The sequence below is a fragment of the Tunturiibacter gelidiferens genome, from assembly GCF_051013345.1.
In the GTDB taxonomy this organism is placed as follows: Bacteria; Acidobacteriota; Terriglobia; order Terriglobales; family Acidobacteriaceae; genus Edaphobacter; species Edaphobacter gelidiferens_A.
In genome coordinates, this window is sequence record NZ_CP132940.1 from 1 (window position 1) to 25872 (window position 25872).

27 protein-coding genes and 2 pseudogenes are annotated in these 25872 nt (G+C 54.2%); 22 read left to right on the forward strand and 7 right to left on the reverse strand.

The features are described 5' to 3' along the window. The first annotated feature begins 298 nt into the window (after positions 1-298). The 4 genes from RBB80_RS33425 (at position 299) to RBB80_RS33440 (ending at position 4661) form a co-directional block, all read left to right on the forward strand. On the forward strand, positions 299-1204 hold the full coding sequence (locus RBB80_RS33425; protein WP_433970176.1) for a LysR substrate-binding domain-containing protein: 906 nt from the start codon (positions 299-301) through the stop codon (positions 1202-1204). Between the two features lie 701 nt (positions 1205-1905). Further along, positions 1906-3339, forward strand: coding sequence for a pyridoxal phosphate-dependent decarboxylase family protein (locus tag RBB80_RS33430; RefSeq protein WP_433970177.1), 1434 nt, complete (start codon positions 1906-1908; stop codon positions 3337-3339). 367 nt (positions 3340-3706) lie between these two features. Then, on the forward strand, positions 3707-3979 hold the full coding sequence (locus RBB80_RS33435) for a GNAT family N-acetyltransferase (protein WP_433970178.1): 273 nt from the start codon (positions 3707-3709) through the stop codon (positions 3977-3979). A gap of 175 nt (positions 3980-4154) precedes the next feature. Then, the gene (locus tag RBB80_RS33440) at positions 4155-4661 is read left to right on the forward strand and encodes a hypothetical protein (protein WP_433970180.1); all 507 of its coding nucleotides are present in this window, start codon (positions 4155-4157) and stop codon (positions 4659-4661) included. An 850-nt stretch (positions 4662-5511) separates the two neighbouring features. On the opposite strand, the gene RBB80_RS33445 is transcribed toward RBB80_RS33440, so the two are convergent. Together RBB80_RS33445 and RBB80_RS33450 are read right to left on the reverse strand one after the other, a co-directional pair. Further along, positions 5512-6159: a hypothetical protein gene (locus RBB80_RS33445; protein WP_433970182.1), complete on the reverse strand. Its 648-nt coding sequence runs from the start codon at positions 6157-6159 to the stop codon at positions 5512-5514. Positions 6160-7105: 946 nt separating this feature from the next. Beyond that, on the reverse strand, positions 7106-7303 hold the full coding sequence (locus RBB80_RS33450) for a hypothetical protein (protein WP_433970184.1): 198 nt from the start codon (positions 7301-7303) through the stop codon (positions 7106-7108). Positions 7304-7425: 122 nt separating this feature from the next. Here RBB80_RS33450 and RBB80_RS33455 point away from each other — a divergent pair. The 8 genes and pseudogenes from RBB80_RS33455 to RBB80_RS33490 form a co-directional block, all read left to right on the forward strand. Further along, positions 7426-7638: pseudogene (locus RBB80_RS33455) on the forward strand (response regulator transcription factor); the annotation flags it as partial. Positions 7639-7740: 102 nt separating this feature from the next. Next, positions 7741-8046 (forward strand): hypothetical protein, encoded by a 306-nt coding sequence (locus tag RBB80_RS33460; protein ID WP_433970432.1) that lies wholly within the window; start codon positions 7741-7743, stop codon positions 8044-8046. Next, positions 8043-8330 (forward strand): hypothetical protein, encoded by a 288-nt coding sequence (locus RBB80_RS33465; protein ID WP_433970185.1) that lies wholly within the window; start codon positions 8043-8045, stop codon positions 8328-8330. Before RBB80_RS33460 ends, RBB80_RS33465 begins: the two co-directional genes overlap by 4 nt. Positions 8331-9169: 839 nt before the next feature. After that, positions 9170-9589 carry a hypothetical protein gene (locus RBB80_RS33470; RefSeq protein ID WP_433970187.1) on the forward strand — a complete coding sequence of 140 codons (420 nt, stop codon included), beginning with the start codon at positions 9170-9172 and terminating at the stop codon, positions 9587-9589. Between the two features lie 47 nt (positions 9590-9636). Beyond that, on the forward strand, positions 9637-9966 hold the full coding sequence (locus tag RBB80_RS33475; RefSeq protein WP_433970188.1) for a hypothetical protein: 330 nt from the start codon (positions 9637-9639) through the stop codon (positions 9964-9966). Between the two features lie 203 nt (positions 9967-10169). Next, positions 10170-10448 (forward strand): hypothetical protein, encoded by a 279-nt coding sequence (locus tag RBB80_RS33480; RefSeq protein WP_433970190.1) that lies wholly within the window; start codon positions 10170-10172, stop codon positions 10446-10448. 112 nt (positions 10449-10560) lie between these two features. Continuing rightward, entirely contained in the window at positions 10561-10740 is a 180-nt protein-coding gene (locus RBB80_RS33485; RefSeq protein ID WP_433970192.1) for a hypothetical protein, read from the forward strand. A gap of 80 nt (positions 10741-10820) precedes the next feature. Continuing rightward, positions 10821-11141 carry a hypothetical protein gene (locus tag RBB80_RS33490; RefSeq protein WP_433970194.1) on the forward strand — a complete coding sequence of 107 codons (321 nt, stop codon included), beginning with the start codon at positions 10821-10823 and terminating at the stop codon, positions 11139-11141. Between the two features lie 522 nt (positions 11142-11663). Here RBB80_RS33490 and RBB80_RS33495 read toward each other — a convergent pair. The 4 genes and pseudogenes from RBB80_RS33495 to RBB80_RS33510 all read right to left on the reverse strand — a co-directional run. Beyond that, positions 11664-12068: pseudogene (locus tag RBB80_RS33495) on the reverse strand (bactofilin family protein); the annotation flags it as partial. Positions 12069-12218: 150 nt separating this feature from the next. Next, the gene (locus RBB80_RS33500; RefSeq protein ID WP_433970195.1) at positions 12219-12554 is read right to left on the reverse strand and encodes a hypothetical protein; all 336 of its coding nucleotides are present in this window, start codon (positions 12552-12554) and stop codon (positions 12219-12221) included. Next, positions 12497-13528, reverse strand: a complete 1032-nt coding sequence (locus RBB80_RS33505; protein ID WP_433970196.1) for an HNH endonuclease — start codon at positions 13526-13528, stop codon at positions 12497-12499. Before RBB80_RS33505 ends, RBB80_RS33500 begins: the two co-directional genes overlap by 58 nt. Before the next feature lie 68 nt (positions 13529-13596). Next, a complete protein-coding gene (locus tag RBB80_RS33510; protein ID WP_433970198.1) occupies positions 13597-13974 on the reverse strand; it encodes a hypothetical protein in 378 nt (125 codons plus the stop codon). A 222-nt stretch (positions 13975-14196) separates the two neighbouring features. Between RBB80_RS33510 and RBB80_RS33515 the strand changes: the two genes are divergently transcribed. From RBB80_RS33515 to RBB80_RS33525, 3 genes are all read left to right on the forward strand, one after another. After that, on the forward strand, positions 14197-14592 hold the full coding sequence (locus RBB80_RS33515) for a hypothetical protein (RefSeq protein ID WP_433970199.1): 396 nt from the start codon (positions 14197-14199) through the stop codon (positions 14590-14592). Between the two features lie 73 nt (positions 14593-14665). Next, entirely contained in the window at positions 14666-15472 is an 807-nt protein-coding gene (locus RBB80_RS33520; protein ID WP_433970200.1) for a hypothetical protein, read from the forward strand. Further along, complete coding sequence (locus RBB80_RS33525; RefSeq protein WP_433970201.1) at positions 15433-16044, forward strand: hypothetical protein; 612 nt, start codon at positions 15433-15435, stop codon at positions 16042-16044. The genes RBB80_RS33520 and RBB80_RS33525 overlap by 40 nt, the downstream gene beginning before the upstream one ends. Before the next feature lie 752 nt (positions 16045-16796). On the opposite strand, the gene RBB80_RS33530 is transcribed toward RBB80_RS33525, so the two are convergent. After that, positions 16797-17711 carry a hypothetical protein gene (locus RBB80_RS33530; RefSeq protein ID WP_433970203.1) on the reverse strand — a complete coding sequence of 305 codons (915 nt, stop codon included), beginning with the start codon at positions 17709-17711 and terminating at the stop codon, positions 16797-16799. A 165-nt stretch (positions 17712-17876) separates the two neighbouring features. Between RBB80_RS33530 and RBB80_RS33535 the strand changes: the two genes are divergently transcribed. The 7 genes from RBB80_RS33535 to RBB80_RS33565 all read left to right on the forward strand — a co-directional run bounded on the left by RBB80_RS33535 (position 17877) and on the right by RBB80_RS33565 (position 25728). Then, positions 17877-19208: a UvrD-helicase domain-containing protein gene (locus RBB80_RS33535; RefSeq protein WP_433970205.1), complete on the forward strand. Its 1332-nt coding sequence runs from the start codon at positions 17877-17879 to the stop codon at positions 19206-19208. 111 nt (positions 19209-19319) lie between these two features. Beyond that, positions 19320-19856 carry a hypothetical protein gene (locus RBB80_RS33540; protein WP_433970206.1) on the forward strand — a complete coding sequence of 179 codons (537 nt, stop codon included), beginning with the start codon at positions 19320-19322 and terminating at the stop codon, positions 19854-19856. A 248-nt stretch (positions 19857-20104) separates the two neighbouring features. Further along, complete coding sequence (locus RBB80_RS33545; protein ID WP_433970207.1) at positions 20105-20449, forward strand: PadR family transcriptional regulator; 345 nt, start codon at positions 20105-20107, stop codon at positions 20447-20449. 2 nt (positions 20450-20451) lie between these two features. Further along, positions 20452-23163 carry an ADOP family duplicated permease gene (locus tag RBB80_RS33550; protein WP_433970209.1) on the forward strand — a complete coding sequence of 904 codons (2712 nt, stop codon included), beginning with the start codon at positions 20452-20454 and terminating at the stop codon, positions 23161-23163. 524 nt (positions 23164-23687) lie between these two features. Beyond that, positions 23688-24341 (forward strand): hypothetical protein, encoded by a 654-nt coding sequence (locus RBB80_RS33555; RefSeq protein ID WP_433970211.1) that lies wholly within the window; start codon positions 23688-23690, stop codon positions 24339-24341. 66 nt (positions 24342-24407) lie between these two features. After that, positions 24408-24689, forward strand: a complete 282-nt coding sequence (locus RBB80_RS33560; protein ID WP_433970212.1) for a hypothetical protein — start codon at positions 24408-24410, stop codon at positions 24687-24689. A gap of 184 nt (positions 24690-24873) precedes the next feature. Beyond that, positions 24874-25728 carry a RepB family DNA primase gene (locus RBB80_RS33565; protein ID WP_433970214.1) on the forward strand — a complete coding sequence of 285 codons (855 nt, stop codon included), beginning with the start codon at positions 24874-24876 and terminating at the stop codon, positions 25726-25728. Positions 25729-25872 lie beyond the last annotated feature (144 nt).

Here is a 25872-nt window from a genome sequence, read left to right on the forward strand (position 1 = left end):
CCCGAGAATTCGAACCGGCTCTTGTGCTGCCACGCGTGTCTCCGAGGCTTTCATGCCCACTCGGGCAGATTAGAAATAGGCTTTCTATCTGTTCGCCAGTCAAGTACGCGGCTGGCCGTCCACCGATTTCCTAGTGTGACCGGTTTACACAGCTTGCCTGCCCCGACGTTTTCTCGAAGGGGCGAGCATGGTTGGAGGCATCGAGAGTTCTTCCACCCCCAGTTGCAAGATACGTCGGCTGCCTGATATCGGTGAAATACTTTGTTCCTGTTACTCTGATCGTTGAGAGCTATCAGCCATGGAACTCAGGCAAGTTCGATACTTCGTTGCCGTTGCCGAAACCTTAAGTTTTCGGCAGGCAAGCGATATCCTGCATATCTCCCAGCCTTCATTGAGCGTCCAAATCAAGCAACTTGAGGATGAGCTGGGCGTCTTTCTTTTCCGGCGGTCAAAGCGACATGTTGAGATCACACGCGCGGGCGAGGCTTTCTTGTCTGCGGCGCGAGAAATCTTATTGAAGGTTAAGCAAGCCTCGGCTGCGGCAGTGCATGCGGAGAGCGGCGAGGCAGGAACGATCCGGCTCGGTTTTATTCCAACTGCGAGCTTCCATATCCTTCCCCGGCTTCTCGACAAGATTAGAACCGCTCTTCCTCTTGTGAATGTGGAGCTTAAAGAAGCGCCTGAAGCTCTACAGGTTCCGGGAATTCAGTCGGGAGCCTTTGATATCAGTATTGGACATTTAGCTGATAGCTATGACCAAATCGAGAGTATGTTACTGGTCCGGGAGCCCATCGTTGTGGCCCTTCCGAAAGGGCATAAAGCTGCCCGCAAGAGGGCTGTGGCATTAAAGGGTTTTGAAGGGGAACTTTTTATGATTCCCTCGAAGGATCTATTCCCGAGTCTGCATCAACTCATCACCACGGCCTTCGTACAAAACCACGTGCCATTAAATAAATATCAAATGGTGGAGCATTTCCAAACTGCGGTGGCTCTCACCATGGCCGGTGCTGGATTTGCGTTCCTTCCATATTGGGCAAAAACTCTTGTTCCTGAAGGTGTCGTTTTGCGTCCTCCGAGTTTTTCGATCCGACCGCTGGAGACCTATGCTCTATGGTCGCGCGGGAATGTGGACCCACTTATTCAACGCGTACTCAGTCTGTTCAAGGAAATCAGGAGAGATTTAAGAGCATCTTGGTCGGTTTAGCAGGGCCGTCTTTGGCTCTGGATCCTGTTCCCGTACCAGCTAGCTGAAGGGACGGAAAGTCGTTACGATTTTTGACGTTTGGTGTAGTGACCCCTGATAGGGCACCATCTCCAGTGATCGCTGAAAGTTCGGTTCGCTCGGTTCGCGGAGTTGAAGAATACCGCTCATTAACTCGTCTCGAGACTCGAAACCCAAGCCCGGTGATGGGCTTTCTGATTCGTTCTGGCTCGCCACCCCTGGAGACACTGAAGAAAGTGTGCGCGGTTAATCGCGGCGAACAATCTCAGAGCGGACGGACTGGTAGAGTTCTGCATTGGCGGCTTCGAGCCGGGTCCGGAGTGCCTTCACCTGTTTAAGCGGCCGTGAATTCCTATAATTCGTGAAATCCTCTGAATCAAAGCCTCCAAATCTCGCATCGAGGTCGTCCAGTGCGACTAGGCGCTCACGCAGTTGCTTTAGCTGAAATAGAGAAGAATAGACCTCTAGGCTGCAGAGGAAGGCGTGCAGATCGTGGTCGCATCCGATTTCACCCCATCTCGACAAAGCGCTTGCGATGGTTGACATATCAACCACAGTAAGCGCAGGAAGTTGTCATGTCACCGTCAGGTTGATGTGCTCCCACTTGAGCAGTGAGAGGTGGGCGAGCGCCTCGCCGGATACCATTGCATCTCACATGCTCCCCCGCAGTATCATCAATACAAATGGCTATTTCAGCTCGACCCCTCCAGCTAGCCTTCGATCACGCCCTCGAATACATCGCCCAGCCTCGATCCCGCGTCGCCGGAACCGCGACCCTCGATGACCTCCGCTCCGCCCTCGGCGTCGAGCTGACCAACACCGGCCTCGATGCCGCCACAGTCATCGAAGACCTCATCGAAGCCTGCAAAGACGGCCTCCATCGCTCCTCCGGCAGCCGCTTCTTTGGCTGGGTCATCGGTGGCACCCTTCCCGCCGCACTCGCTGCCGATCTCCTCACCTCAGCATGGGACCAGAACGCCGCCATCTACGCCCACTCCCCCGCCGCTGCCATCGTCGAAGAGGTCGCCGGAGCTTGGCTCAAAGACATTCTCAACATCCCCTCCACCGCCAGCTTCGCCTTCACCAACGGCTGCCAGATGGCCCACGTCACAGCGCTCGCCGCGGCACGTCACCACGTTCTCGCCCGCTTCAGTATCGACATCGAAGAAGCAGGTCTCGCCGCCGCTCCTGCCATCCGCATCTTCACCAGCCGCAAAGTCCACACCTCATCCGTCAGCGCCATCCGCATGCTCGGCATCGGATCCGCCAACATCCACTACCTTGCCACCAACGACACAGGCCAGCTACTGCCCGAAGCTCTCGAAACAGCTCTGCAACAGGAAGGTGACGTTCCGTCCATCGTCATCCTTCAGGCAGGGGATGTTAACGAAGGGCTCTACGACGACTTCGCCGCACTCATCCCCATCGCTCAGCGGCACAACGCCTGGGTCCACATCGACGGAGCCTTCGGCCTGTGGGCTGCCGCTTCACCCAGCTACGCGCACCTGCTCAACGGCTCTCACCTCGCTGACTCCTGGGCCATCGACGGCCACAAGTGGCTCAATGTCCCCTACGACTCTGCCTACGCCTTCATCGCGCATCCCGAATCGCATCAGGCAGCCATGTCGAAAGGCGCCTCCTACATAGTCGCAAGCACCGACGCGCGCGACCAGATCAACTTCAGTCCCGAAATGTCGCGCCGCGCCCGCGGCTTCGCCACCTACGCCGCACTCCGCGAGCTGGGCCGCAACGGCATCGCCTCTCTCGTCGATCGCTGCTGCCGCTTCGCTACCCAACTCACATCGCGTATCGGTGCGGTGCCACACGCCATGGCACTCAACACGCCTATTATCAACCAGGGCCTCGTCCGCTTCCTGAACCCATCGCCCACCGCTACAGTGGCAGATCATGACATATTTACGGACCACATCATCACTGCCATCTGCGCCGAAGGCACCGCCTTCTTCACCGGCACCACATTCCAGGACCGACGTGCCATGCGCATCAGCGTCTGCAACTGGCAAACCAACGACGAAGACATCGACGCCATCGTCAGCGCCGTCGAGCGTGTTGTCGCCACCGCTGCCAATCAGGTTGCTGTTCCGCATCCTTCGTAAACCGGTAAGCCAACGGGAGACTTTGCTCCGGGACATCAGGAACGTAGACGGCTGTTTAGGAGCTATGGCCGTCTGGGCTTACGCCACCCGGCATGAGGGCTTAAACTCTACTCGTAATGATTTGCATTGTGCCTCTGGAAGATTCGTCGCCGCTTATATGGTGCAATCAGCACGTGCGATGTTCAAGGCTTATGGTGAGTTTGTACGCAACACTGGCAATCATCCGGATTTCGATTTGACCGTCTCGATTAAGAAATTCTGGAATTGCCCGATGCCTATTCGACTAGAAATGGAGAGGTGTTGCTAGCGATGCACCGGTCGGAGGGAGTGGGCTGCATCGCATATCGGGCAGTTCCTACGCCACCGAATGAATCCAAGAACGTGCGAAATCAAAGGCCTCTTTGTGCTCCCTGAGCAGCGAGCGCATGGAATCGGGAACAGCCTGGTGAGTACATGTATCGATCGTGCTCGCGCCAAAGGATATCAGGTGGCGTGCTTAGACCTCGAGCCTGAGACTATGGCTTGGCTTCGTGGAGTATTTGGCAATTCATATAACACTCGCTATTACTTGCATTTATGGAAGGGAGTGAGAGAGTGTTTGGCCGTGCCGCGATTTTTCCGGGTAAAATCTCGGACATGAAGCACCCAATGATTTACACGACAAGAAACGACTGGTTCGAGACGTTGAGAATCGACCCGGAAAACTTTGAGAGAGGCCTAAGTGAAATAGGTCTAAACAAAGAAGCGATCACGTCGGATCTAATTAAATACAAAGAGGCCGCTCGGGTTTTTGAGCCCCCTCTTATACGCCCGGGGTGCTCTTCAATAATGAAAAGAGCCGTGAAATATATGCCGACGAAGTGTCCGACAGTAGGTTCGAGTATTTCATCAGGCGTATTAAAGACCTAGTTGCGTCGAGAGAATTTATTATAGAGAGTTCGGAAATGCGAGAGGTCAAGCTGCCGCTATTTTGGCTCAGCTGCCCTATCGCGGAGCGCAGCGAAGTTCATTATAAGGAGGAGATCATCGCAGGGACATTAGCAGGTTTGCAGGTTGAAGTGTTCGGAACTGGAATGGGGGCGAATCAAACCGCGTTGATGACATGTGCGAGTGAATTTCAAGTTGCAGCGGGAGAATATAAACTAGTTTTCATAACATTTCCGCTGCGGGTATACCTAGTAAGCGTTTATGAAAAGGGGTTGCCAGTCGGGAGGGGCCTGCGTAGTGAGGTCCCCGATGAACGGAAGCGTGAGTTCAGGCTGGGAATCGAAACTGAGACCACGCAAGGAAGTCTTGCCGCCTTAAAAAAGCGGATGTTATAGAAGAGACGTTTAGACTTTCCGGCGACATGTCCGAAGCGCTCCATACATTCTCCCGCACCGCAGAGAGCCGCCGCAGCTTTGACATTAAGTCAGGCCTGAAAGCATTTGGCCTAGATCTTTCAAACAGAGCGACGCTCCAGCGAGGGACCAGCGTCAACTTGACTTTCAAGCTACCTGCCGGGCGGGATTATCGGCTGAAGCGCGATCAGAGCGGTGCTGGGATTTGGTGGGAATAAGGTCGGGGTTTGCGGGGGCGGTTTTCGGGACATCCAAGTGTCGCGCTGTACTTAACCGTGATACAAGAGCGATTTGATGTACTTAGCTTACATGATCGACCCTCAGCGAACAGCAAGCCGAGATCAGATCGATCAGATTCCGTTATCCCGAGTATGGGCATCAGCCCGAACTTTCTTTGGGCGATGCCCCTCGTACAGGTCGGGAATTTGCGCACATCTACAAAAGTTTGGGATCTCACCCTTGATCGTTGGCAGTTGAAAGCGCGAATAGGCGAGAAGTAGCTTTCTCGATCGACGCGGGTCGCGTCTCAAACGCGACTGACTGACCCAGAGTTAGCGCTCCGGGTCCGTCGAGAGGGGGTATGTGGTGTGAAGGTGAAGCTGGACTTTGATGTCGAAGATCACGAGTTGGTTCGCGTGATTCTTGCTCTAGCCCTACTACTTGCTGAAGTCTTGAGGTTTCGCAAGTAGCTCACTGCAGTAGTGCTGTAGCGGCGGCAGGCCAACTGCTGTCGCTACGGAAAATGTTACCACAATGCTATTGCGACGGTTCCAAGTCTGCACAGCCAGGGAGTCAACGTGGGCCCCTAACCACACATAAAACGATTGCAATACTAAGAGCAAAAAAGTGGATTGGACAACCAATAGCCTCCAAAGACTCCTTCTAGAGCCCTACCAAGCGGAAAGGGCTGTTCTTTAAAGGAAAATCCCCTTTGTTGCAGGGGCGCTCTAAATCTTTGTGGGTGAGTTGCCGATAGACCGCGTGCTTCGATAAAGATTTGACTCTTGCATGGGTCCTTTCGAAGGACTGCAACCTCTTTGAGCATTTGCTCAATCGAAGCATCCCTAGTTTGAGAGTTGCTCAGTGACACAACCCTCGGGTCTGCGGTCGTATAGTCTTTCCCTTCTCGCGTAATCTCGCAAATTAGGGTTTGCATGTCGCCGATCGAGGCGACCTTCAGCTCATCGAAGACATGAGGTTTCACAATAAAAGCATGCCCATAGGGTTCTACCATCTTCACGGTGGGATAACCGTTCGCGGCGTCAGCGATGAACAGCGATTGGTAGTGAAAGCTTGCCGGTAGACTCTGCGCGGTTAAATAGGACTGAACAACCTGTTCTTTCTCGTTATTTGACCGGTCCCCAGCTTGAAAGAGTGGTGCTGTCGGGACTGCCCCATTGTTCAGCGCCTCCGAGATCTCAATGTCTATGTCTGCAAAGGCTCCGTCATATTCGAGCCCGACTATAAGTTTCTTTGCCATTTCCTCTTCCAGTAGTAGGAATCAATTTCGTAGCGCCGATATTGCGACCCAGCCAGAATAGACATTTGCCTCAGACATATCTTTACTATGCCATCTGATTTCGACGATCTGGAAGTAATGGTCCCGTATGTATTCCGTGGATTCGGTCGGAACCAGTATGGAGACTCTCCTAGAGTTTTCAAAGACCGTGCATGCTCCTGTTGCGAGCGCTATGTCACGATTTGGATTCATCAGCGCATTCGCACTGGAACACACAACTGCTCTCGGAATTGCGAAGACCGGCACTTTCAAATTAGGCAGTCCTGGAAGAGGCAGCTGCGATGCGAGATCTTTCATGGCGCTTTCCATTCTCGGATCTACTGGACGGGGAGGTGTCGGATGTGCAGCCTGCCATGTATGGTCAATCGAATTTTCAACATCTCGCAAATCTCCCTCGCAGTTGAACCTTGCTTGGCCATCCTCACAGGCACGATCGTCATCTTTCGGACAGGTGGTTATGCGAGCGATACACGCTTTCAACCACGCCTGAGTCTCTGCAGGGCACGAGTTGTAGCCCACTTCTCTCGCGCTTGAGTATTTGCCCATATGCGATAGGGTGCATGCCTTCAAAGCCTGTGTTTCTTGGTTCTCTTGCGCTTGAGGTGTCGCCACCAGGCAGTCGGCGAATAGAAGTATGGCAATGACCATGATTCTCACGGTTTCTCCAAGAAGGACTCGATGAATGAACGGTTCTTGAACGAGCTACCTATGCAATAGGCAAGCTTCGGCTGCATTGCATTCGGAGGAATTCTATTGCGAGGAATCACTGCGACCTTCGCAGGCAAGCCGTTAGGAAAATAGCAGACAAAAAGGAAGTCAGCGATCAGTTGAAGTTGATCGTCAAGTTCATTCCCGTGAAGATCCGGGATTCCGTGATAAAGCTTTCCGGATCCTTTTACTTCAATTTTTAGAGTTGCATCGTTTCGCTAACCAGCAAGTCATAACCTTTGTGTTCGTGACGAGCGCGGCAGACATTCGTGACAGCATAACCACGTTTTTCGTAGTACTCCGTTGCCATGTTGATGGCGCGACTCTCCACGCTCGCCACCATAGTGTCTCCGTCCGAAATATGAGACTCGTCCATCGTTGCCCCCACCCTGATCATAGTCATCATCCTCTGTATATACAACCACTTAGAGCCGTGGTGAATCTGGTACCGCCCCCTTTCGATTCGCGACCAAACTCAAATCTTCGCGCTCTAAGCCGGAGACATATATGAAAGGCCTCATGCTAAAGATTTCCAAGCGCAGGCGCCGGCATAGCCTCCGTGCGCGCCTTAAGGGCTTCCGCGTAACAGCTAGGGAAGCCGAAGTTCTGACTCTCATCACTCAGGCCCACAATGACGAATCGATTGCTAATCAATTGGATGTTTCGTTTCTGACAGTCAAAGGTCACGTTCGTAGTCTTTTCGACAAATTCGGCTGCAATAACCGCACTGGGCTTGCTGTCATGACGCTCAATAGGCAACACGCGGAGAGGATCAGTCAGCTTGAAGAAGCGCTGACAAGGTTATCGAAGAGGTTAGGAAACGACACTAGGAATTTGAGCCTAAAGATAGATCTGAGCAACAACGCGCTTCAAGATTGGTCAGACGTTCGCCGCGCAATCCAGTCGGCCCTCGCCGTAAGCACGTATGGGAACAAGGCCCCAGAACCGCACCAAAGCGGGAACATCACCGACGTCCACGGAAAGACCGTAGGCAAGTGGGAAGTGTTGGAGCCATCGTGGCAGCTGGCCAGGGCAACACCGCACAAATACTCCGACCCAACCAACAATGGCTATTGCTTCGAATGCGGACTCGCTGAAGATCACAACGAAGCCGATCACACACACTCCCAGGAGAAATGATGTCCCAGCACAGTTTCAAGGCCGTTACAAAAGACGGCCAGAAGGTCTACGTTCTCATGGGTTACGACCGCCCCCTCAACTATGTCTTTTGCGTCGTGAATACAGAAGAGGGAGCGTTTGTTTACTCCAACCTTAGCGATCCACAGGCAGGCATTAACAGGAAAGACGTGGATTATTACCGTCAAATCCTCCTTCAGCTTGGCATTCAAGCTCCGGAATCAGTCTTCGAGGCAGTCAAGGCAGATCAGCAGGAGAAGCGCGGTAATCGGTACGTCCAACACTGATGCTCGACCGCGCGGGGAGTCGCGAATTGATATCAGATACACGACTCCCACAAGCCCCTTCAGCTAAACAGGCCTTGTGGTCTTTGCCTTGCGCGGGATGGCATCTGACGCACATTGTTGAAATCGAAGATGACGCATCGAAGATCGATCACGAATCATTCCTATCCAGTATGCCTACTCTTCTGGAAAATCCTGCTGTAGTCTCCTATTCGGTTAGGGAGCTATGAGCCAAACTCGAGAGGATTTCAAGGACTATTTCGTATGGTCGCCTGTCGCCAGAACCCTTTTATCTAGTGGCCCCATCTGACCGAAGGAGATGGTTTTAGTGAACACCCGAAGAAGGTTTTTAGTTTCCTGTTTTTCAGACGCTGAAAATAAATCCAAAATCGAATCCCCCGTTCTCGCACCAACAGCGGCCGACGCAGCTATCCGCTTTTGCAATTCAAACCAGCTAGGCGATCCCTTCCTTCCGCTTCGAGTGGAGACCCCTGAGAAAAATGGCGACGAGCGCATCCATGTCTGGAGTGTGAACGCTCCTGTCAACAGGCTTCACGTCTGGATTCGAGAGCATGTTTAGCGGAGCTCATGCCAGTGGCCGAGTTCCTTTAACGACGAAATAACAAGGCTGATGGCGAAGAGCTTGTTCTCAGCATGCTCCACTCGATAGCGCTTGCCCTAAAGCCGCCTGCGAAAAGGCGGCTTTTCGTTCTTCGCCAAGGAATTGTATCTGGAGGACACATCAACTCACGTTTCTCACACCCTAGTGGCGGCTAGACCAACTGGCGGCGCCACCGCGAAAGGAATCCGATATTCGCGGAACATCTATCAGAAAGGTATTTATGGAATTCACGATTTACCGTGACAGCTGGCGCCGCGGCGGCAAAAACGAGCTTGACCATCGTCAGTCCGGCGAAACTATGCTCCTTAACGTGGACAATATGATGTGCGTTCTTGGGCAATGCTCATTTGAAAGTGGTGTGCCGCTCGAGAATCTTCTAGAAGTGCCCGAGCCGGCAGAAATCGAGCATCACGCCTTCTCGGGAATCGTTGGGATTTTTGTGAGCCGGAACGAAGCTGTTGTTCCATCATCATGGGGAAACAGCGCTTTTACGAAAACGGCGATCCTAATCAACGATGACGACAAAATCAGTGACAGTGAACGAGAGATACAACTGACAACCCTTTTCCAGAGCCAGGGGCATTCACTAAACTTCGTTGCCGGTATTGCCCCTTGGTTTTTGCATATCGACGCGGCATAACAGTTGTGACTTTGCAAGTGGGTTCATGGCTCTGAGTGAGGGTAGACATGCGGGTTTCAGAATTGATTCAAGATCTCCGTTTCGACACATACGAGGTTCGGCCAGTAGTGGAGGAGCAGACCTCCGACGGTTCCGCTATATGCCATCCTTTCGATACCGTTAGTGAGGCTGAGACGTTTATTGTTGAGATGACGGTGGGAACCGATGGTTGGCCCCCAGAAGGTTATCGAATGCTTTGGTCAATATACGGTCATCACGACGGTAATGGAGTGCAGGCCCTCTTCGATGCCGATTCTGAGAACGAAGCGTTTGGGTTACTGTTTTCGATCTCTGGTATCACAGGCACAACAGGTCAGATCGTCTATAAGCTTCCCTAACGTAGGCTCTCGAGTGTGGCTGTGAACCGCTTTGGTGGCCCCCTTAGCGGTTCTCGCCGCAGCGATCCGTTACCGACATCTCGTCCATCATCACTGATTTACTTTTAGCCATCCAAGAAAACGTCACATTGCTGGCATTGATGGGTTTCTGAAAGAACTCACGAACTCGGTTACTGAGAAGGAAAACAAAGGAGCTTGTCGAAATGAATTTCGCGTACGTTGTGATCCCTGGTGGAAAGCCTTCCAAGCGAATTGGCATTGTTACATTCGGCGAGTCGGGCTATCACCTGACCAATTACGACCACCACACTACAGTCAAGGGATGCGAGGAGCACGTTCGCCTTATCAACGAACGAATGGGGATTACCCCTGAAGTCGAAGAGGCTATGCTGTGCGGTTCGATGTACGGATGGAACATCCCCGGAGCAGAGGCGGCGCGACTTCATTTCGCCTCCAGAGAATCCTTAGCCACCCCGTCATGAACCTATGTTTGGAGGTCGGAGACGGCTGGTTTCTTCACTGTACGGCCTTCTGGGCAGAGACGACCTATCAGCCAACATCGCAACGGTAGAATTGGCACGAGGAGAATACGATATGGATCAGCCATGGACCGCGAGTGACGTCAGGCAAATACTTACTAATCCAAACTATTGTCTTTCCAATCCTCCGGTAATTACCGAGGAGAAGTGGATCGAGGCTGGCGTCAAGCTGATATCCGTGATTGGACCTGAACAATATCTTTGGATGGTGCTCGACCATCTCAAGCGGAGCTGATCTGATCTCAGAGCATGTCTTGTCCGCATGAATCTAGGTGGCCTCTTTTCATAATGAGAGGACCACCGTATCCTCGCCTCATGGTCGACATCCATTTGGACGCTTTAGCCTCAACCATCAATTTCGTCGCTGGTATTGTCCTGGCGCTCGACGCGTTCACCGCTAAATGGAAGACTGGGGTTGTGCGAGGCTGGGAAAGACTGTTCGAGGTATTAAAGGCGGCTGGAAAGCCAGATATCCTGGATGATCCCTCTGGAAAGCCGGCCACTTCACAGTCAGGGGAAGACTGGGCTGATAGGCGTACACGAAAGCTCGCAGTATTCGGCTTTTTGCTTTTGGCTCTGGGATTTGCCCTTGATATCTATTCAAAAGTGGCAGGAAATCCGTCACTTTTTAAATAGTCTCTTGAGGACATAATTTTCTTTAATTGGTTGTTTCCGTTCATCTCGGTCAGTTAGAACACTAAAAGTGAAGACGTAATGCGGATGGAAGTCGTATTGGAATGAGGAACCGATGTGGCCCGCCGGCGATATGAGGGTCTTGTCCCATTCATACCGCTTGAGCGCGGAAAGTGCTTCAACCAGGGCGTTTAGAATTTCGGTTGACGCGGCATATCCCACTTCTGCGTCCAGTTTCTTGACGTCAGTAGTAAAACTAGGAGCCCAGCCAATAGACACCCGAGGCGAGTTTGTTGGAGATTCAGGTGGCATGCGATGGGTGGTTTATCGAGCACTCCGCGAGTGCACGAGAGCTGGAGTCCCCGAGCGCCATCGTGGAATTAGGTCTTCTAAATCGGCTTCATCGTCAAGCATTTCATATTGTCCGTCAGCAATTTCATTCTCAGCCTGCGTGTCATAGGCCGCCGCGAGAGGGGAACCAAGTTTCGCTATTCCTTGGACACTCGATGGAGTCAAAATCGCGTCGGGATTGCGAATTTCGATGCCGCCCTTGAAGAACGCACCGTCTTCAATCGATATACGTGCTGCGATTACGTCGCCGGTGAGCGACCCTTCGCTGCGAATATCCACGCGACCACTTGCCTGGCAGTTGCCGCGAACTTTACCCAGCACAACGATTTCGCTTGCCACGATGTTGGCTGCAACCTGCCCGTTGCGACCAATGGTGACCCGGTTACCGGGTAGATCTATCGCGCCCTCGACCCTGCCATCAATGTAAAGTGATTCAGATCCCGTCACCTCACCCTTGATGACAAGCGATCTTCCTATCGCTGCGGGATCAGTCGACGACTCAGACCGCGGCCGTTCCAGCGGAATCTTCGATACGGCTGAAGCTTCGGATTGTTCCAAGGGCAGCATTGAGTCTCCGATTGTATCCCGGAATTACTGACCGACTATATTGATAATACTCTTGGCGCCCGCGGCCCAAGATGAGATAGTTTGTATCTTATTGAATCCACAGAGTATCTAAGACATGGTGGGGACCTTAGGTGGATGATGTAGCGATCTGTGGAAGACCCTTCAAAACTTGGACGCAGGCAACACCCAGTCTCGCGGTAGATCGATCTTGACGTTGTCGAGGTAGTCGAAGAATACGAAACCCGCCCACTCATCCATACGTGTCGTCAGAAATTTATTGAGGTCTGGACTGATACTGCCGTCCGCAGGCTTGACCGCAGTGAGCTCCTCGTACGTCTTGTTGTAGTCGCTCGGCTTCACCTTCCAAGTGAACGTCACATTGACGGTCTGGCCTGGTGGAATCTTGAGGTCTTCGTCCCACGTAGCATCGCCGACTTTAATCAGAGTTCCGTCCTCGGCTCGTTTGAACAGGAATGATCCGCTGGGAGGACTGGGCACCAGATAGTCGTGTCCTGTGTGGTTGGTGAGTGGGTATGTTGCGAATCGTGTAGTTCAATGCCGATATGAAACGAACTGAAGGCACCCTTGCCTAAGTTGTCGAAATCTATCGCTAGGATTCTGCGCTTCAAATGCGCCAATATTCTTCGATTCTGCACCTCACTGAGGAGCTTGCAATACGTCCGAAACGGAATGTCTCCTCGACGAGAATTACAGGATTTACAAGCCAGCACAATGTTGAGCGCCCAGTTAGAGCCTCCGTACACAGCCGCCAACAGATGATCTTTGGTCGCTTTCACCTCGACAGAAAATCGAACATTGCAATAAATGCAATGATTCCTTTGAAGGGCGAGTATCTTTTGGATTTCCTCGGCCGTATGTCTCCCACCCGCTAAGGATAGGCTCCTCCTGCGCTTTAGGGCACGCTCATACCTGAACATCCGTTGCTCTGCATCAAAGAAACGTTCCTGGTGTAAAACCCAGACGGGATAGCCACAAATGCACACGATAAAGTCTTCGGCCCGGTTTCGTTTGAGAGAGTTATCCGCAAACAGCGATCGGAATCTAACGACGCTCATCGGGGTTGAGCATCTGGCGCATGTTGCTTGCCCGAACATATGACTCTTGAATACAGGTGTTAAAAACTTCGGAAAGTCACTCTGTTTTGGCAAGTGGAAGACAAAGGCATAAGTTTTTGATTGACGGTCGAAATCAGTGTGAGCCATTGAGACGCCGCCGCACTGTCCGTACCCTCCGCGGCTGCGCATGCTCCAGAAATGGGGGTCGCACTCTCGAAGATGGTCGGCAGCTTGCGACACGGTTCTGTACTTCGCAATCAGTTCTCCTGCCGCGGTCTTTGACACCCATCTGTCCCCTCTCTTCAGCACCATGGCGTTGCAGCGGTGACGGTATGTATTGATGTTGACTCTGTTCCATCCTGCTTGTTCCAAATCCTTAAGTTCACCATCAGTCATATCAACTCAATTATCTCCCGCATCGGGACGATACCTTTGATCACTTGTTTTGTCTGACGATCCCGAAATTAGGCCGGTTCTGTAGGTGGGAGCTGCCTAACTTTTCCATTCATGAGCCCCCCGTGCTCTTCGCCCCCAAGCGCATTCGCAGCTGCCCATTGTGCTAGCTCCGTGACATTCATAAAGGTGCGGCGTAGTCCGGCCGGCGGTGTCATTTCCGTCGAAAATAACTTTTGTTCTTCAGTCGGGTTTGGACGTGTCGCAAGCTGGATCGCCCAGATGCAGAGACATCGTGCATTGCAGAAATACATCTCGCCTGCTGATTCTGCGAGCACATATCCGTTGGCCGGAACCTCCAACATGTCATAGGAGCAGATGCGGCGTATATGTATAGGTTGACCCATCGTTGGTAATTTATCACCGACAGTGAAGCGCCAGATGTGCATGGCGCGTTCCATCCTGAATTCGGGTAGGCGTAGAATCCATTGTCGTGGTAGGAAGCTAAGTCTGGGCTCAAAGGAGCAAGCATGGTTTTCAAGAAAAGGCGAAGATCTTTTAAATCGGTGGCTTCCACTCAATACAAGCACTCCGGTAATGAAAAGCTCCGTCAAGATTTCTTTGAAGAGCTCGCGCAACATGAAATGGGTTCCTACTAGGCTTGGCTCATCTTGAATTTCTATCGGATGAGCGATCCGTTATTTGCGGCGTCTGAGGCGTTGAGATTCCAGATCTTAGACCGCGAAATGGCAAGGCTCTCCGACGAAGGAGTTTTGGGGGAACTCGGCGAAGATTATATGGTTGACTCAGACTGGGAAGCTTCTGAGCTGCCAGAAGGCTCGTTGGGATATGTGCTTGTATTGTGCCGCGAGGACTCGATGGAAGAAGTGCTGTCGAAATTGAGGATGCTTCCTGTAGTCATCTATGGCACCCTATTCGTTCAGGGCGGCGAAGAGACTTGGAAAAAGTTTGTGACAAATTCTGCCCAGACGTACAAATCAGCCTACGTCCCGTTCGTAAATAAGCCTTTTTCTCTTTGCATCCCATATGCAGGTGTGCACTGCTGAACGCAATCCGATTATTCATGCCGCTCTTCAATTTCGAAGGCGGCATTTTCGTTTTTAGAGACGGAGAAACATAATGCTCATCGCAAAGGATCGACCAATTGCTTTCAGTTCCGCCATGGTTCTAGCCATTCGTGATGGGCTGAAGACTCAAACCCGACGAGTCGTAAAGGATGAGGAACGCTTGCGGATTGTTCTCCCGCGGCTTGTGAGAGGCGAGTCGATCATCTCGCCGGCCATCTGCGCACCTGCTGGCATCTACAAGCCTCACCTCAACAGACACGGAGCTGTTTCCATCTCTCTCCCAAGCGGAATGTTCGGAATCAAGCCGGGTGAGTTCGAGTGGGTGAGCTCTTATGGCAGCCCAGGTGATCGGTGCTATGTGAAGGAGGCGACTTGGCTGTGGTGTGAAAAACGCCCAAACGGTAAAACGAAAAAGGGTCGCCCGAAATGGCATTACGTCCCACTGGAGACCGCACCCGTTCACTATGTGGCAGACGGGAAGCGCCCGACTACGACGATAGAGTCACCAAAGACCGGGAATGAGTGGGGATGGCGGTACAAGGTCGCCCGGTTTATGCCACGCCACGCTTCACGTATCCAGTTGGAAGTATCCGGCGTCCGGATCGAACCTCTCAAGGTTATTTCAGAGGAAGACGCTATAGCCGAAGGGTGCAAGGCGGGCGAACCCATCACTGCCCAGGATGTCAAGGATATGGCTGGAACGCAGGAGGGTGAACTCGCGCTCCTCCTACTCGGGCATGCTCCGACCGCCAAATTGGAGTACCAGATGCTCTGGGAATCGATCAACGGCGAAGGTTCATGGAACGCCACGCATTTTGTATGGGTAGTCACTTTCAAACGATTCGAGGCAAATACATGACAGCAATATGCCAATCTGAGAAGCCAGAACGAAAGCTAGCCAAAGAAATCGTTTCGCGCTTAGTGCGCAGCACGATAGGCACAAGCTGGACCCGGAACATTGAACCCTTGGACGGCGATCCCGACGCCGAATTCCCCACTGAACAAGACCTGATGACCGATGCCATGAATTTGGCTATGGGCGAGGACACCGGTTGTCGGTCGAAAGAAGACAGCAATTTCAGAGAGAGCGTCGATGTCCTCTGGCTTGAAGACCTACTAAAAGCCGCTTTCCAATCCGTTCCTGTAGGAGAGCCCACAGCGACGACGGTTGACCTCATGAGCATGTCGGAGATCGATCGTATGGCCCACTGTCTCGCGTTTGAGAATGCTTCCTCATTCCTCGACTGCAACACGGTTTCGGAGGGAGACGGATGGATGAATGTGAGCGAAGAATCTGTTGATGACCACGACGCGTTCGAAGAGATCGAGTTTGGGCTTCGTTATCTGGAACTGCGAGGCTTATTGGTCCGTCATCCCGAAAAGCCTTGGGTCAAGCTACTCGACGAGGAAGCGACACCACCTACTCAATGAACCGTGAGGTTAGTCAAATTGCTTCTTGATTCTGAGAAAGGAAATCGAATGGCCCAACAGAGACCATCGGGATTACGGTCAGCAAAGGATCTTGCAGCTGACAAACCTCATGGGACGAGGATCAAGTATATCGGCGGTTGCAAGTGTGTCCCCTGCCGAGCTGCAAACTCGAGATACGAAACGGGACGGGCAGCAGCCCGCAAGGCGGGGCTCGGTAACGGGATCGTGAGTTTTAAAAGGGCTCGCCGGCACATTCTAATGCTTGCGGGTGTTGGTGTCGGCTATAAGGCTGTGGCCGATGCTTGCGACGTAGGGAAGACCATCGTGTTGTCAATCCGAACCGGGGGGCGTCAGCGCATCAGGCAGACACGGAAAGGCGCATTCTTTCAGTTACGAGAAATGCTTGCGCGGATGATGCCTTGGTAGATGCCGATCCGACCTGGAAGAAGATTGCAGAGTTGCAGGTTGAGGGTTTCACAAAGAGTGAAATCGCGCGTCGACTTGGCTACCGATCACCAGCACTTCAGTTCAAGCATAGCGAAGTCTTGGCGAGTACAGCTTCGAAGGTCGAGCGCTTTTACCGCCAAATCATGCAATAACGTATTGTCAGGAGGATCGAATGCCAGACGACACAATTCACACTTGCGCCCATTGTGACGAGCCAGTCGGAATTCACCATGACAATCTGCTTCGATGTCCCGGTAGAGACACTGAGTTCCTTTTGAGAGAACCGCAGCGTTCGATCGATAAACCTACTTGATGTATTGCGCTACCACTTCACCTGTCCGTCCGTCATAGATCACTAGTTGGTTAGGGGAAATGAAAAGCCCGTGTCGCACTTCATGATTCTCATATGGGCTGTCGATAGTGGCTTTTTGCGTTCCGGAATCTTCTGCAGTGTACGGTTCCTTTAGCGTCGAGCCTAAGGCTACGCGGATACTGCCGTCCATTGCTCGCGCCCTCGCTGCTGATACAGGAACTTTGCATTTCACGTCGCTGCGTGCAGATTCCTGTTCACAGTGTGATTCTAACCAGGCGATGTCGGCGTCGTTGAAATCTAGCGTTTGTTCATGGATCACAGAATCAGTGACCGCCATCTTGACGCCGAAAGCATTTTGTCCGACGTGATGTCCCACAGTACGAACGTCATAGCCCCATCCGAAGGCCATATCGTACATCCCAGAAGCCATCCCGGTCACAATGGGCAACGTGACAGTCAATATCTGCGACTCTGAGTTGTATGAGGTTTGTATCGCACCTCGTAGATATGAGAGTGGGTCTCCACCCTCTGAGGAAAAACTCCTTTCACCTGCCCAAGCACCACCCAATGCAAAGGTGTACTGGTCACCAACTTTATGACCGTCAAACAAAGGCAGACTCATGATTCTCTGCAATCTCGCATCGAACTGCGTCTTTGTCTCATATTCTGAAGCCTTAATAACGCCGATGTTTCGATGCAAGACGTCAAAGATTGCCGATGCGTTCATGCCTCGATAGTGAGGTTCTACCGACGTGGACACCTCCATCGGAAGTGGTGATCCGATTTGTGTTGACGGCTCCGCATGGGTGGAAGAACGATGAGGAGCAACTGGCGCAGTAGCTTTCGGAGCCTGGCCGAAAACAGATAATGAGGTTGCAATAACGGTCAATCCAATCCACGTCTTCATAGTGAGTATCGTACCTTTCCCGTTTTCCCCTTGATTCTCAAACTATCAAAGATGAGCAGAATCAGCTTGTAATTTCTGCAAGGAAATTAAACATCGAAAACTCAGACCTACAGCAGCACTTCTTTATCATTTCCCTCTTTTTCTCAATTCCATCCGAGTATCCCTATGACAATTCAGAACACCATGCAGGCGCCGCCCGACGAGGGTGAGCGCCTGAAAGCTATTGATACAAGCGCCTCGATCATTGTTGAGGCGCCGGCCGGGTCCGGTAAGACGACACTGCTAACCCAGCGTTTCCTTGCCTTGCTGCCTCGCGTGGACGATCCGCGCGAGATCGTCGCCATCACGTTTACCAACGCCGCTGCGGCAGAGATGCGCCACCGCATCCTCGACGCGCTCGCAAAAGCTTCAAGAAACGACGCCGGCGCCGACATCCTGGCGATTGCAGCCTACGAACATTCCCAGGCGCGCGGCTGGAATCTTCTCGAGCAACCGGCTTTGCTTCGGATTTCGACCATTGACTCGTTCGGCCGCGATCTCGCCAGACAACAACCTCTCCTGTCCGGCCTCGGAGGCAGTCTGACCGTTGCCGAGCACCCGGAAGAGCTCTACCGGAAAGCAGCGCAGCAAACCATGTCCCAGATCGATGACGGACCGGAAGAGTTGCGCGAAGCTATCGCGACCCTGCTTTTCTGGCGAGACAACTCCTGGTATGAGCTCGAATCGGAACTGGTCAAGATGTTGGCGAAACGCGATCGTTGGATGCAGGGCTTCGTCTTCGACGCCACCGTCGACGACACAGTTCTCCGCGAAGTCCTTGAGCGTCCGTTCGCCCGCTCCATTCTGAAGGCCCTGAATAGCATCTCGGAGCTTCTATCCGAGGACGAACTTGCAGGGATTGAGTCGCTGGGGCGGTTTGCCTTCGACAATCTGAATGGTGAAAGATTCGCAGGCCTCACCAATAGCTCCAACCTTGCCGGTCCTTTCAATAAGGATGGTTTGGAAGGGTATCTTGGCGCCTATCTCGATCTTGCGGACATGCTGCTCACCAAGGAGGGAAAGTTTCGGGCGAAGTTCACAAAGAACGAAGGCTTCCCAACCACGGCGAAAGCGGAGAAGGGGCAGATGGAGGAGCTGGTATCCAGACTCTCCAGGCTGGATGGTTTCGGCGACACACTGGCCAGTATCGCTGATCTCCCTGCTATGCGGTACGGTGATGATGAGTGGCGCATCGTTCGCGCGTGCTTTGTTGTTCTCCGGTATGCCGCGGCGAGGCTTAAGATCGTCTTCTCGGAGGTCGGACGCTGCGACTTCGTGGAAATCGCCCAACTCGCGCAGCAGGCGCTGGTGTCGAGCGAAGGTGCCTACGCTATTTCGAACGAAATCCGCCACCTTCTCGTGGACGAATTTCAGGACACATCACGGCGGCAGCATCGGTTACTTGCCGATCTGGTCGGTCACTGGGCGAACGCGAAAACCGCACTGTGTTCCTTGTAGGCGATCCTCGCCAAAGCGTCTACTTCTTCCGGGATGCGGAAGCTGAGCTGTTTCCGCGTGTGCAAAACATGGGTCTGGAGATCAGCGAAGCTTTTCAACGCAAAAGAGCCGATGACGCTCTTTGAACTGCAGGAGTGGTTGGGCCATGCAAGTCCCTCTGCAACCCAGCACTACGCAAAGATCACTCCGCTAAAGCTGGCGAAATCTTATGCCGACGCAGGCTATTTCGCGCGTAACCTCCGGGCGATTGAAGTCCTCATCGACCAGGATGCCGTTCGTACCGGGATTGCTCCAGCAGATCCATGGAAGTTTTACGATCTTGGGCACGGCTACTGCACCTACGATTTCTTCGAGCAGTGCCCGCATCGCATGGCCTGCGCCAAGTGCGACTTCTACATGCCCAAGCAGTCTTCAGCCGCTCTTCTGCTCGAAGGCAAGGCGAACCTGCTGCGCCTGCTTCAGGAGATTCCACTCGGCGAGGCGGAAGAGGCCGCCGTGGAGGACGGTGTTGCTGCCTACGAAAAGCTCTTGCTGAAGCTGACAGACATACCGACGCCTGCTGGTCCGACCCAGAGACAGATTGGCAGCGACCTCGTGCAGATTACGGCCTTGAGACCATCGCGAACAACATCATCGGATCACTTGTAACCTGTTGGATTGATCCGACAAGCCCGTGACCAAGAGAACTGGTAGCCGGAGCCGTGGATTGATTTGGACCATATGATCCGGGTTACTAATTGCGAATTTCAAATGGCGTTCATCGTCTCATGTAATCGCTCTGCCATTGAGAAACTGCAAAAGCACGGAACAATTCGACAAAGCGTTGCGTAAAGCTCTTCTGTGGACATTCCAAAGGAGAAAGTGGTAGCTTCTTTGCAGTATCCAAAGGAGTAGACATGGCAACGGACAAATCTGAGGTTTTACAGGGGACGCTGGATCTTATGATCCTCAAGACGCTGCAGGCGTTAGGCCCGCTGCATGGCTTTGGGATTGCACGGCGCATCGAGCAGTTGAGCGAAGACGTGCTGACGTTGAATGAGGGCACCGTCTATACATCGCTCCTGCGGCTGCAGCAGAAGAGCTGGATCGCCAGTGAGTGGGGTTTCTCCGAGAACAATCGGCGCGCCCGGTTCTACAGCATCACCAGGCGCGGGATGAAGCAGCTCGCCGTCGAGACAGAGAACTGGGAGCGCATTGCAGCGGTGATTGGCCGCGTGCTGGCGCTCGAGGCAAAGGCTTAGACATGTCTGACCGCGTGCTGACATTCATGGCAAAGCTGAAGGCACTCTTTGCGCAGAGGCGAGCCGACAGTGCCTTCGACGAAGAGATGAGTACGCATCTGGAGATGCTCGCGGAGAAGTATGAGCGCGAGGGCATGAGCGCGAGGGAAGCGGCACGAGCGGCACGGCGACAGTTTGGCAATATGACTTTGCTGAAACAGCGACAGAGGGAATCGAGGACAACGATGTTCTTTGCGAATGTGTGGCGGGATGCACGGTACGGTGTGCGGCAGTTGGCGAAGACGCCGGTGTTTACCATCGTGTGTGTGCTGACCCTTGCGTTGGGCGTGGGTGCCAATACAGTCGTCTTCAGCGTGATGCATGCGGTGCTGATGAAGATGCTGCCTGTCGAGGACGCCTCGCGCGTCTTCTATGTGCACACAACGGGATACCCGGACGGTGCCTCGCAGACAGGCGACTCGAACACCTCCTTCTCATACCCTGTCTATCGAGCCTTACGCGAGCAAGGCGGCCTGCAGGAGGTCATGACCTTCATCCCCATGTCCACCAGCGGCAAGGCCCCGGTACGCGTCGGCACCATGCCGGAGGAGGCCGCGGGCGACATGGTCAGCGGCAACTACTTCCGCGGGCTGGGCGTCGGCACGGAGCTTGGCCGCGGCTTTGTCGAGAAGGATGAAGACGATCACACTCCCGTCGTCGTCATCAGCGAGAGCTTCTGGGCCACGCACTATGCGCACAGCCGCGACGTGCTCGGAAAGACGCTTTATATCAAGTCGATTCCGTTCACCATCGTGGGCGTTGCCGCGAAGGGATTCGAAGGCACCGAAGGAAAGCTGCCGCTGGACCTCTGGATTCCCCTGCAGAGCAGGCCCGAGTTCAATGCGTGGGGGAGTCCGGCAGAGGATGGCATGTACCTGACCGAGCAAAAGTTCTGGTGCATGAAGCTGATGGTCCGCACGGCGCCGGGCGTCAGCCGGGAACAGGCGTTGGCGAAGGCGCAGGGCCTCTTTGAACGGGCGGCGCACACCGGCGTTGCACAGAAGCGCGCGGGCGACGAGACGTACCGGCTTTCGTTCAATGAGGCCAAGCAGTTCGACAGTCAGGATGGCTACTTCGCCCGGGCGTTGACGATGCTGATGACGATGGTAGGCCTGGTCCTGCTGATCGCGATGAGCAACGTCGTGATGCTGCTCATCGCGCGCAACGCCAGCAGGCAGCGAGAGTTCAGCGTCCGACTCGCGCTCGGCGCAGGCCGTAGGGAGATCGCCCGGCAGCTCCTTACCGAAAGCTTCTTGCTCGTCGCACTCGGCGGTGCCGCAGCGTGGTTCTTCGCAGTGGGCGCAACCCGTGCCCTCGGATCATGGGCGCAGATTCAATCGAACCTGCAGCCGGATGGAGTGGTTTTGGGGTTCACACTAGGCGTGCTCTTACTGCTGGCGCTTGTGTTTGGGCTCGCCCCATTGCGGTCTGCCATGTCGAGCGGCCCGGAGCTCGTGCTCCGCAGCTCCGCGACAGTATCCCAGTCCAGCTCGCAGCAGGTGCGTGCCGGCAATGCGGTCATCGTTACGCAGATCGCCCTGTGCGTGGTGTTGCTGGTGGGCGCGGGGCTGCTCCTCGGGACCTTGCGCAACCTTTTGAAGACACCCCTCGGCCAGAAGCCACAGGGCCTGCTGGTCTTCGGTGTGCATCCGCAGCACGCGCATACGAAGGAAGAAAGTATCGCCTTCTTCGTTGCGCTGCAGCAGAGGCTGCGGACGATCCCCGGTGTGGAGAGCGTCTCGATGGCGAGCAGTCGGCCCGGCTCCGGATGGTCCAGCAACAACGCGGGTGTCACAGTGGACGGGCACAAGCCGAATGGGGTTGAACCGGGGCAGGCAAACTTTCGAAAGAACACCGTAGGCGCGGACTACTTTCGCACCATGGGTGTCCAGCTCGTGCAGGGAAGAGACTTCTCCGATGCCGACTCCACGTCCGCCCCAGAGGTGTTGATCGTGAATGAGACCTTCGCGAAGAAGTATGTCGGAACCTTGAATGCGGTAGGCCACGTGCTCACCAACTCGAAAGGCGGCCATCCGATCCTCATCGTGGGCGTGGTGAAAGACCACAAGTACACCAGCATCACCGAAGAGGCGATGCCGATGCTCTGGACGGTGTTTACGCAGGGTGGTGCGGTGAGTCAACTCGACATCGAGATGCGTGTGCCCGGCGATCCTATGGTGATGCTGCCGACCATGCGCAAGGTCATCGCCCAGATCGATCCCGACATGCCTCTGCTGGCGCCGATGACGCAGGGCGCGGTCTTCGAGCAGTCCATCGCGCAGCAGGCTCTCTTCGCCCGTCTCGCCGGCTGCTTCGGTGTGCTGGCTGTGGTGCTTATTGCGACAGGGCTCTACGGAACGCTTGCATACCGCGTAAACCGTCGCACTGCGGAGATCGGGGTGCGCATGGCGCTAGGTGCGAAGCGTTCGCAGGTGGTGTGGATGGTGCTGCGCGGAAGCCTGCTGTTGTGTGCGACAGGCGTTGTGATTGGTGTGCCGCTCGCTATGGCGGCTGGCAAGGGACTGGAGAGTTCGTTGTACGGAATGAAACCGCTCGATCTTGAGAGCTACTTATTCGCGATTCTTGGTGTTGCTCTTGTAGCTCTGCTAGCGAGCGCGGTCCCTGCAGGACGTGCCGCGAGCGTGAGTCCTACGAGTGCGTTGCGCCTGGAGTAGATGTAGTTCGAGTCGTGAGCATAGGAATTGCCAGTAGTAGTTCCGAAGCTGGATACTCGAGCAACTTCAGGTCATATAGACAATGACAAGGCAAGTTTCCTCTTTACTTCCGAGTCGTCGGCAACTCAGAGACAATCCACTGATCAAAAAAATGAGGCAAATACTTCCTTGACGATGATCTCTCCTCACGCTGGGAGTGCGCCGGTGGCGAGCCAGCGGAAAATACTTGCCATTTGCCCTGATTCCACATAATGCCTCTCCGGACCCTGCTATCAAATCAAGCTCACCGCCCACATCGACCGTGAGATTGCAGCCCGTCCCGAGCTTATCCAGATCGAGAGCGGATGGAGGAACGCAAGAGAGCAGCGACCCGGAGCCGTTCAGCGCGGCCACTTCCGTGAAATCGAGACGGTAGTCAAGAACCCGGACGCCGAGCCAGCCTCGCCGTGCGCAGCCGCTAAGCCCGCAATCATCGTCTACGGCAAGCGCGTAGGAACCACTCTCACCGTATGCACGGACGATGATTGCCCTGTACACGATCCACGAGCGGCGGCGGAACAGGCCGCCGATCCCGCCCCAACAATGGCACCCGCGCGCCCGAAGCCGAGACAGAGGAAGAGGCCGAGGAACGCCAGCGCAACTACGAACAGCAACGAAAGGAGTACGAGCAGGAGCAGGAGCGGAAAGCCGAAGAGCGAAAACAGCAGTTCGAGCGGGAACAGAAGGAGCATGAAGCCGAACGCGCTCGCAGGGAGAAGTTGCATAAAGCGCGTGTATCCAAGTTCGACCGCATTCTCGACAAGGCCCCGGCCATGTTCAGCGCAGTGCAGTTGAGGGTGTTTCTTCGCGCCCTTGTCAGTATCGACCCCTATGCCTTCGATGACGTAGCCGAACACCTTGCTGCTAACGACGAAAACAACGAGCGAAGCTCCGAAGAGCTTCTGCTATCCACCATCGACGGACAACCCGATGACAAGCTCACGGGGTTTGCTCTCCGGCTTGTCCTTACGGGACACACACCCATTCCACGCGAAAGCGAAATCGACTTTCTGACCGAGGCCGAGGCCGTTTTTGCTCCCCGCAGCCCAAGAAGACAGCCACCAAGAAAGCGAAGACACCCACACCGACCAAGGCCGCTCAGAAGACCGCAGCGAAGAAGACGACGGCTAAGAAGCTAGTTGCAGCCTAACCCGCAACGGGAGTCAGCTAACCGGCTCCCGTTCTTTTTCCAAAAGGAGGAGATCATGTTTCAGTTCAACTACAAACTCAAGGTCGCCGAGCGGGTGAAGGCGAAGTGCGAACGGCATCCGCGTTACAACCCGGAGCGAGACGGACGCGGCGGAATCAAGGGCGGATGCTCCACTTGCTTCTCTCTCTTTGATCTACATCAGGCGAGGCTAACGCTTGATGCCGCACATCGGGAGTTTTTGCGAAGAGCGACGCCGTGGTCTGACGTACGTCAGCCACGCAACAGGACAAACTCACAGAGGCAGAAAGATCCTCCATTTGGAAGCCAACCTCTCTAATCCGAGGGGTTGCGTTTGCAACCCCACTCTTCGCAAAAAAAATGCCCCCGATGGTGTCAAAAAGTGCCCCTCTCATCTCGCTTAGTGGGTAGATGGTATGAACTTCGCCCACACAAGGCGGGCGGCGGGGCCTTTCCCTCCCCGCTCCCCTCCCACGGTGAAACAAATCTCAAGGATGACGTCGATGGATAGAACAGAATCCACAGTTCGCAATTTGCTCACGGCGATTGAGGCACCACTCTACGATGTCGGTGTCCTGAGTGACCGGGGGATGCTTCCTGGACTCGACAGCATTTCGGCCGCGGCGGTCCTCGAAAGGCTTCCTCTGCTCAAGTACCGCAATGCCCACGGCTCGCACATCTACATTCGTCCATCGGGCGAGCATCGTTTCACCACCCTCGACGATCTCCACGAGACCTCGCTTGCGAGGCTCGCGGCGGATGGCTTCAACCCATGTGCTGTTGTCGAGACCAGCGCCGGCAACTTTCAAGCGTGGCTCAAGCACCCAAGAGTATTCCCGAAGCTCCTCGGAACCTTTGCCGCGCAGACATTGGCCGACCGTTACGACGCTGACCCGAGCGCGGCGGACTGGAGGAGGTTTGGGCGGCTTCCCGGCTTCACGAACTGCAAACCTAAATACAGAATGTCGGACGGCCTCTTCCCTTTCGTGCGTCTGCACAGCCACAGTGGACAACAGTACCCGATGGCGGAGGCCTTCGAGCAAGAGATAACGACGATCTACGAGGCCCGCGAGCAGGAACACGCAGCGAGGCGTCTGCAAAGTTCTCTTTCTCCCCGAAGGGGACCGAGGTTATCGAACCTATCTCTTGAGCGATTCCGAAGCTCAACCAAGTACCAGGACCGTCCTGCCGCCGCAGACATCGCTTTCTGTGTCGCCGCTTTTGCCAATGGCATGACCGAGAACCGGATCGGATGTGTCCTTGAAGACGATTACCTCTCCCGCGATCCCAGCCCTTCCAAGCGAGCTGCCTACATCCGGAGAACCATGGAGAAGGCGAGGAGATGGGCCGAGCGATGAGCATTGACGTTGCATCTGCCCTTGTCATTTTTCCTCCTGCTTGTGAAATGACACTTCTAGTGTCTGAGCTGGCTTTTGCAACTCGCGCCATGAGAGAGGCCGTTGAGCAGGGCGGCTCCCTTTCGGTTTGCCTTTCTATCTGCG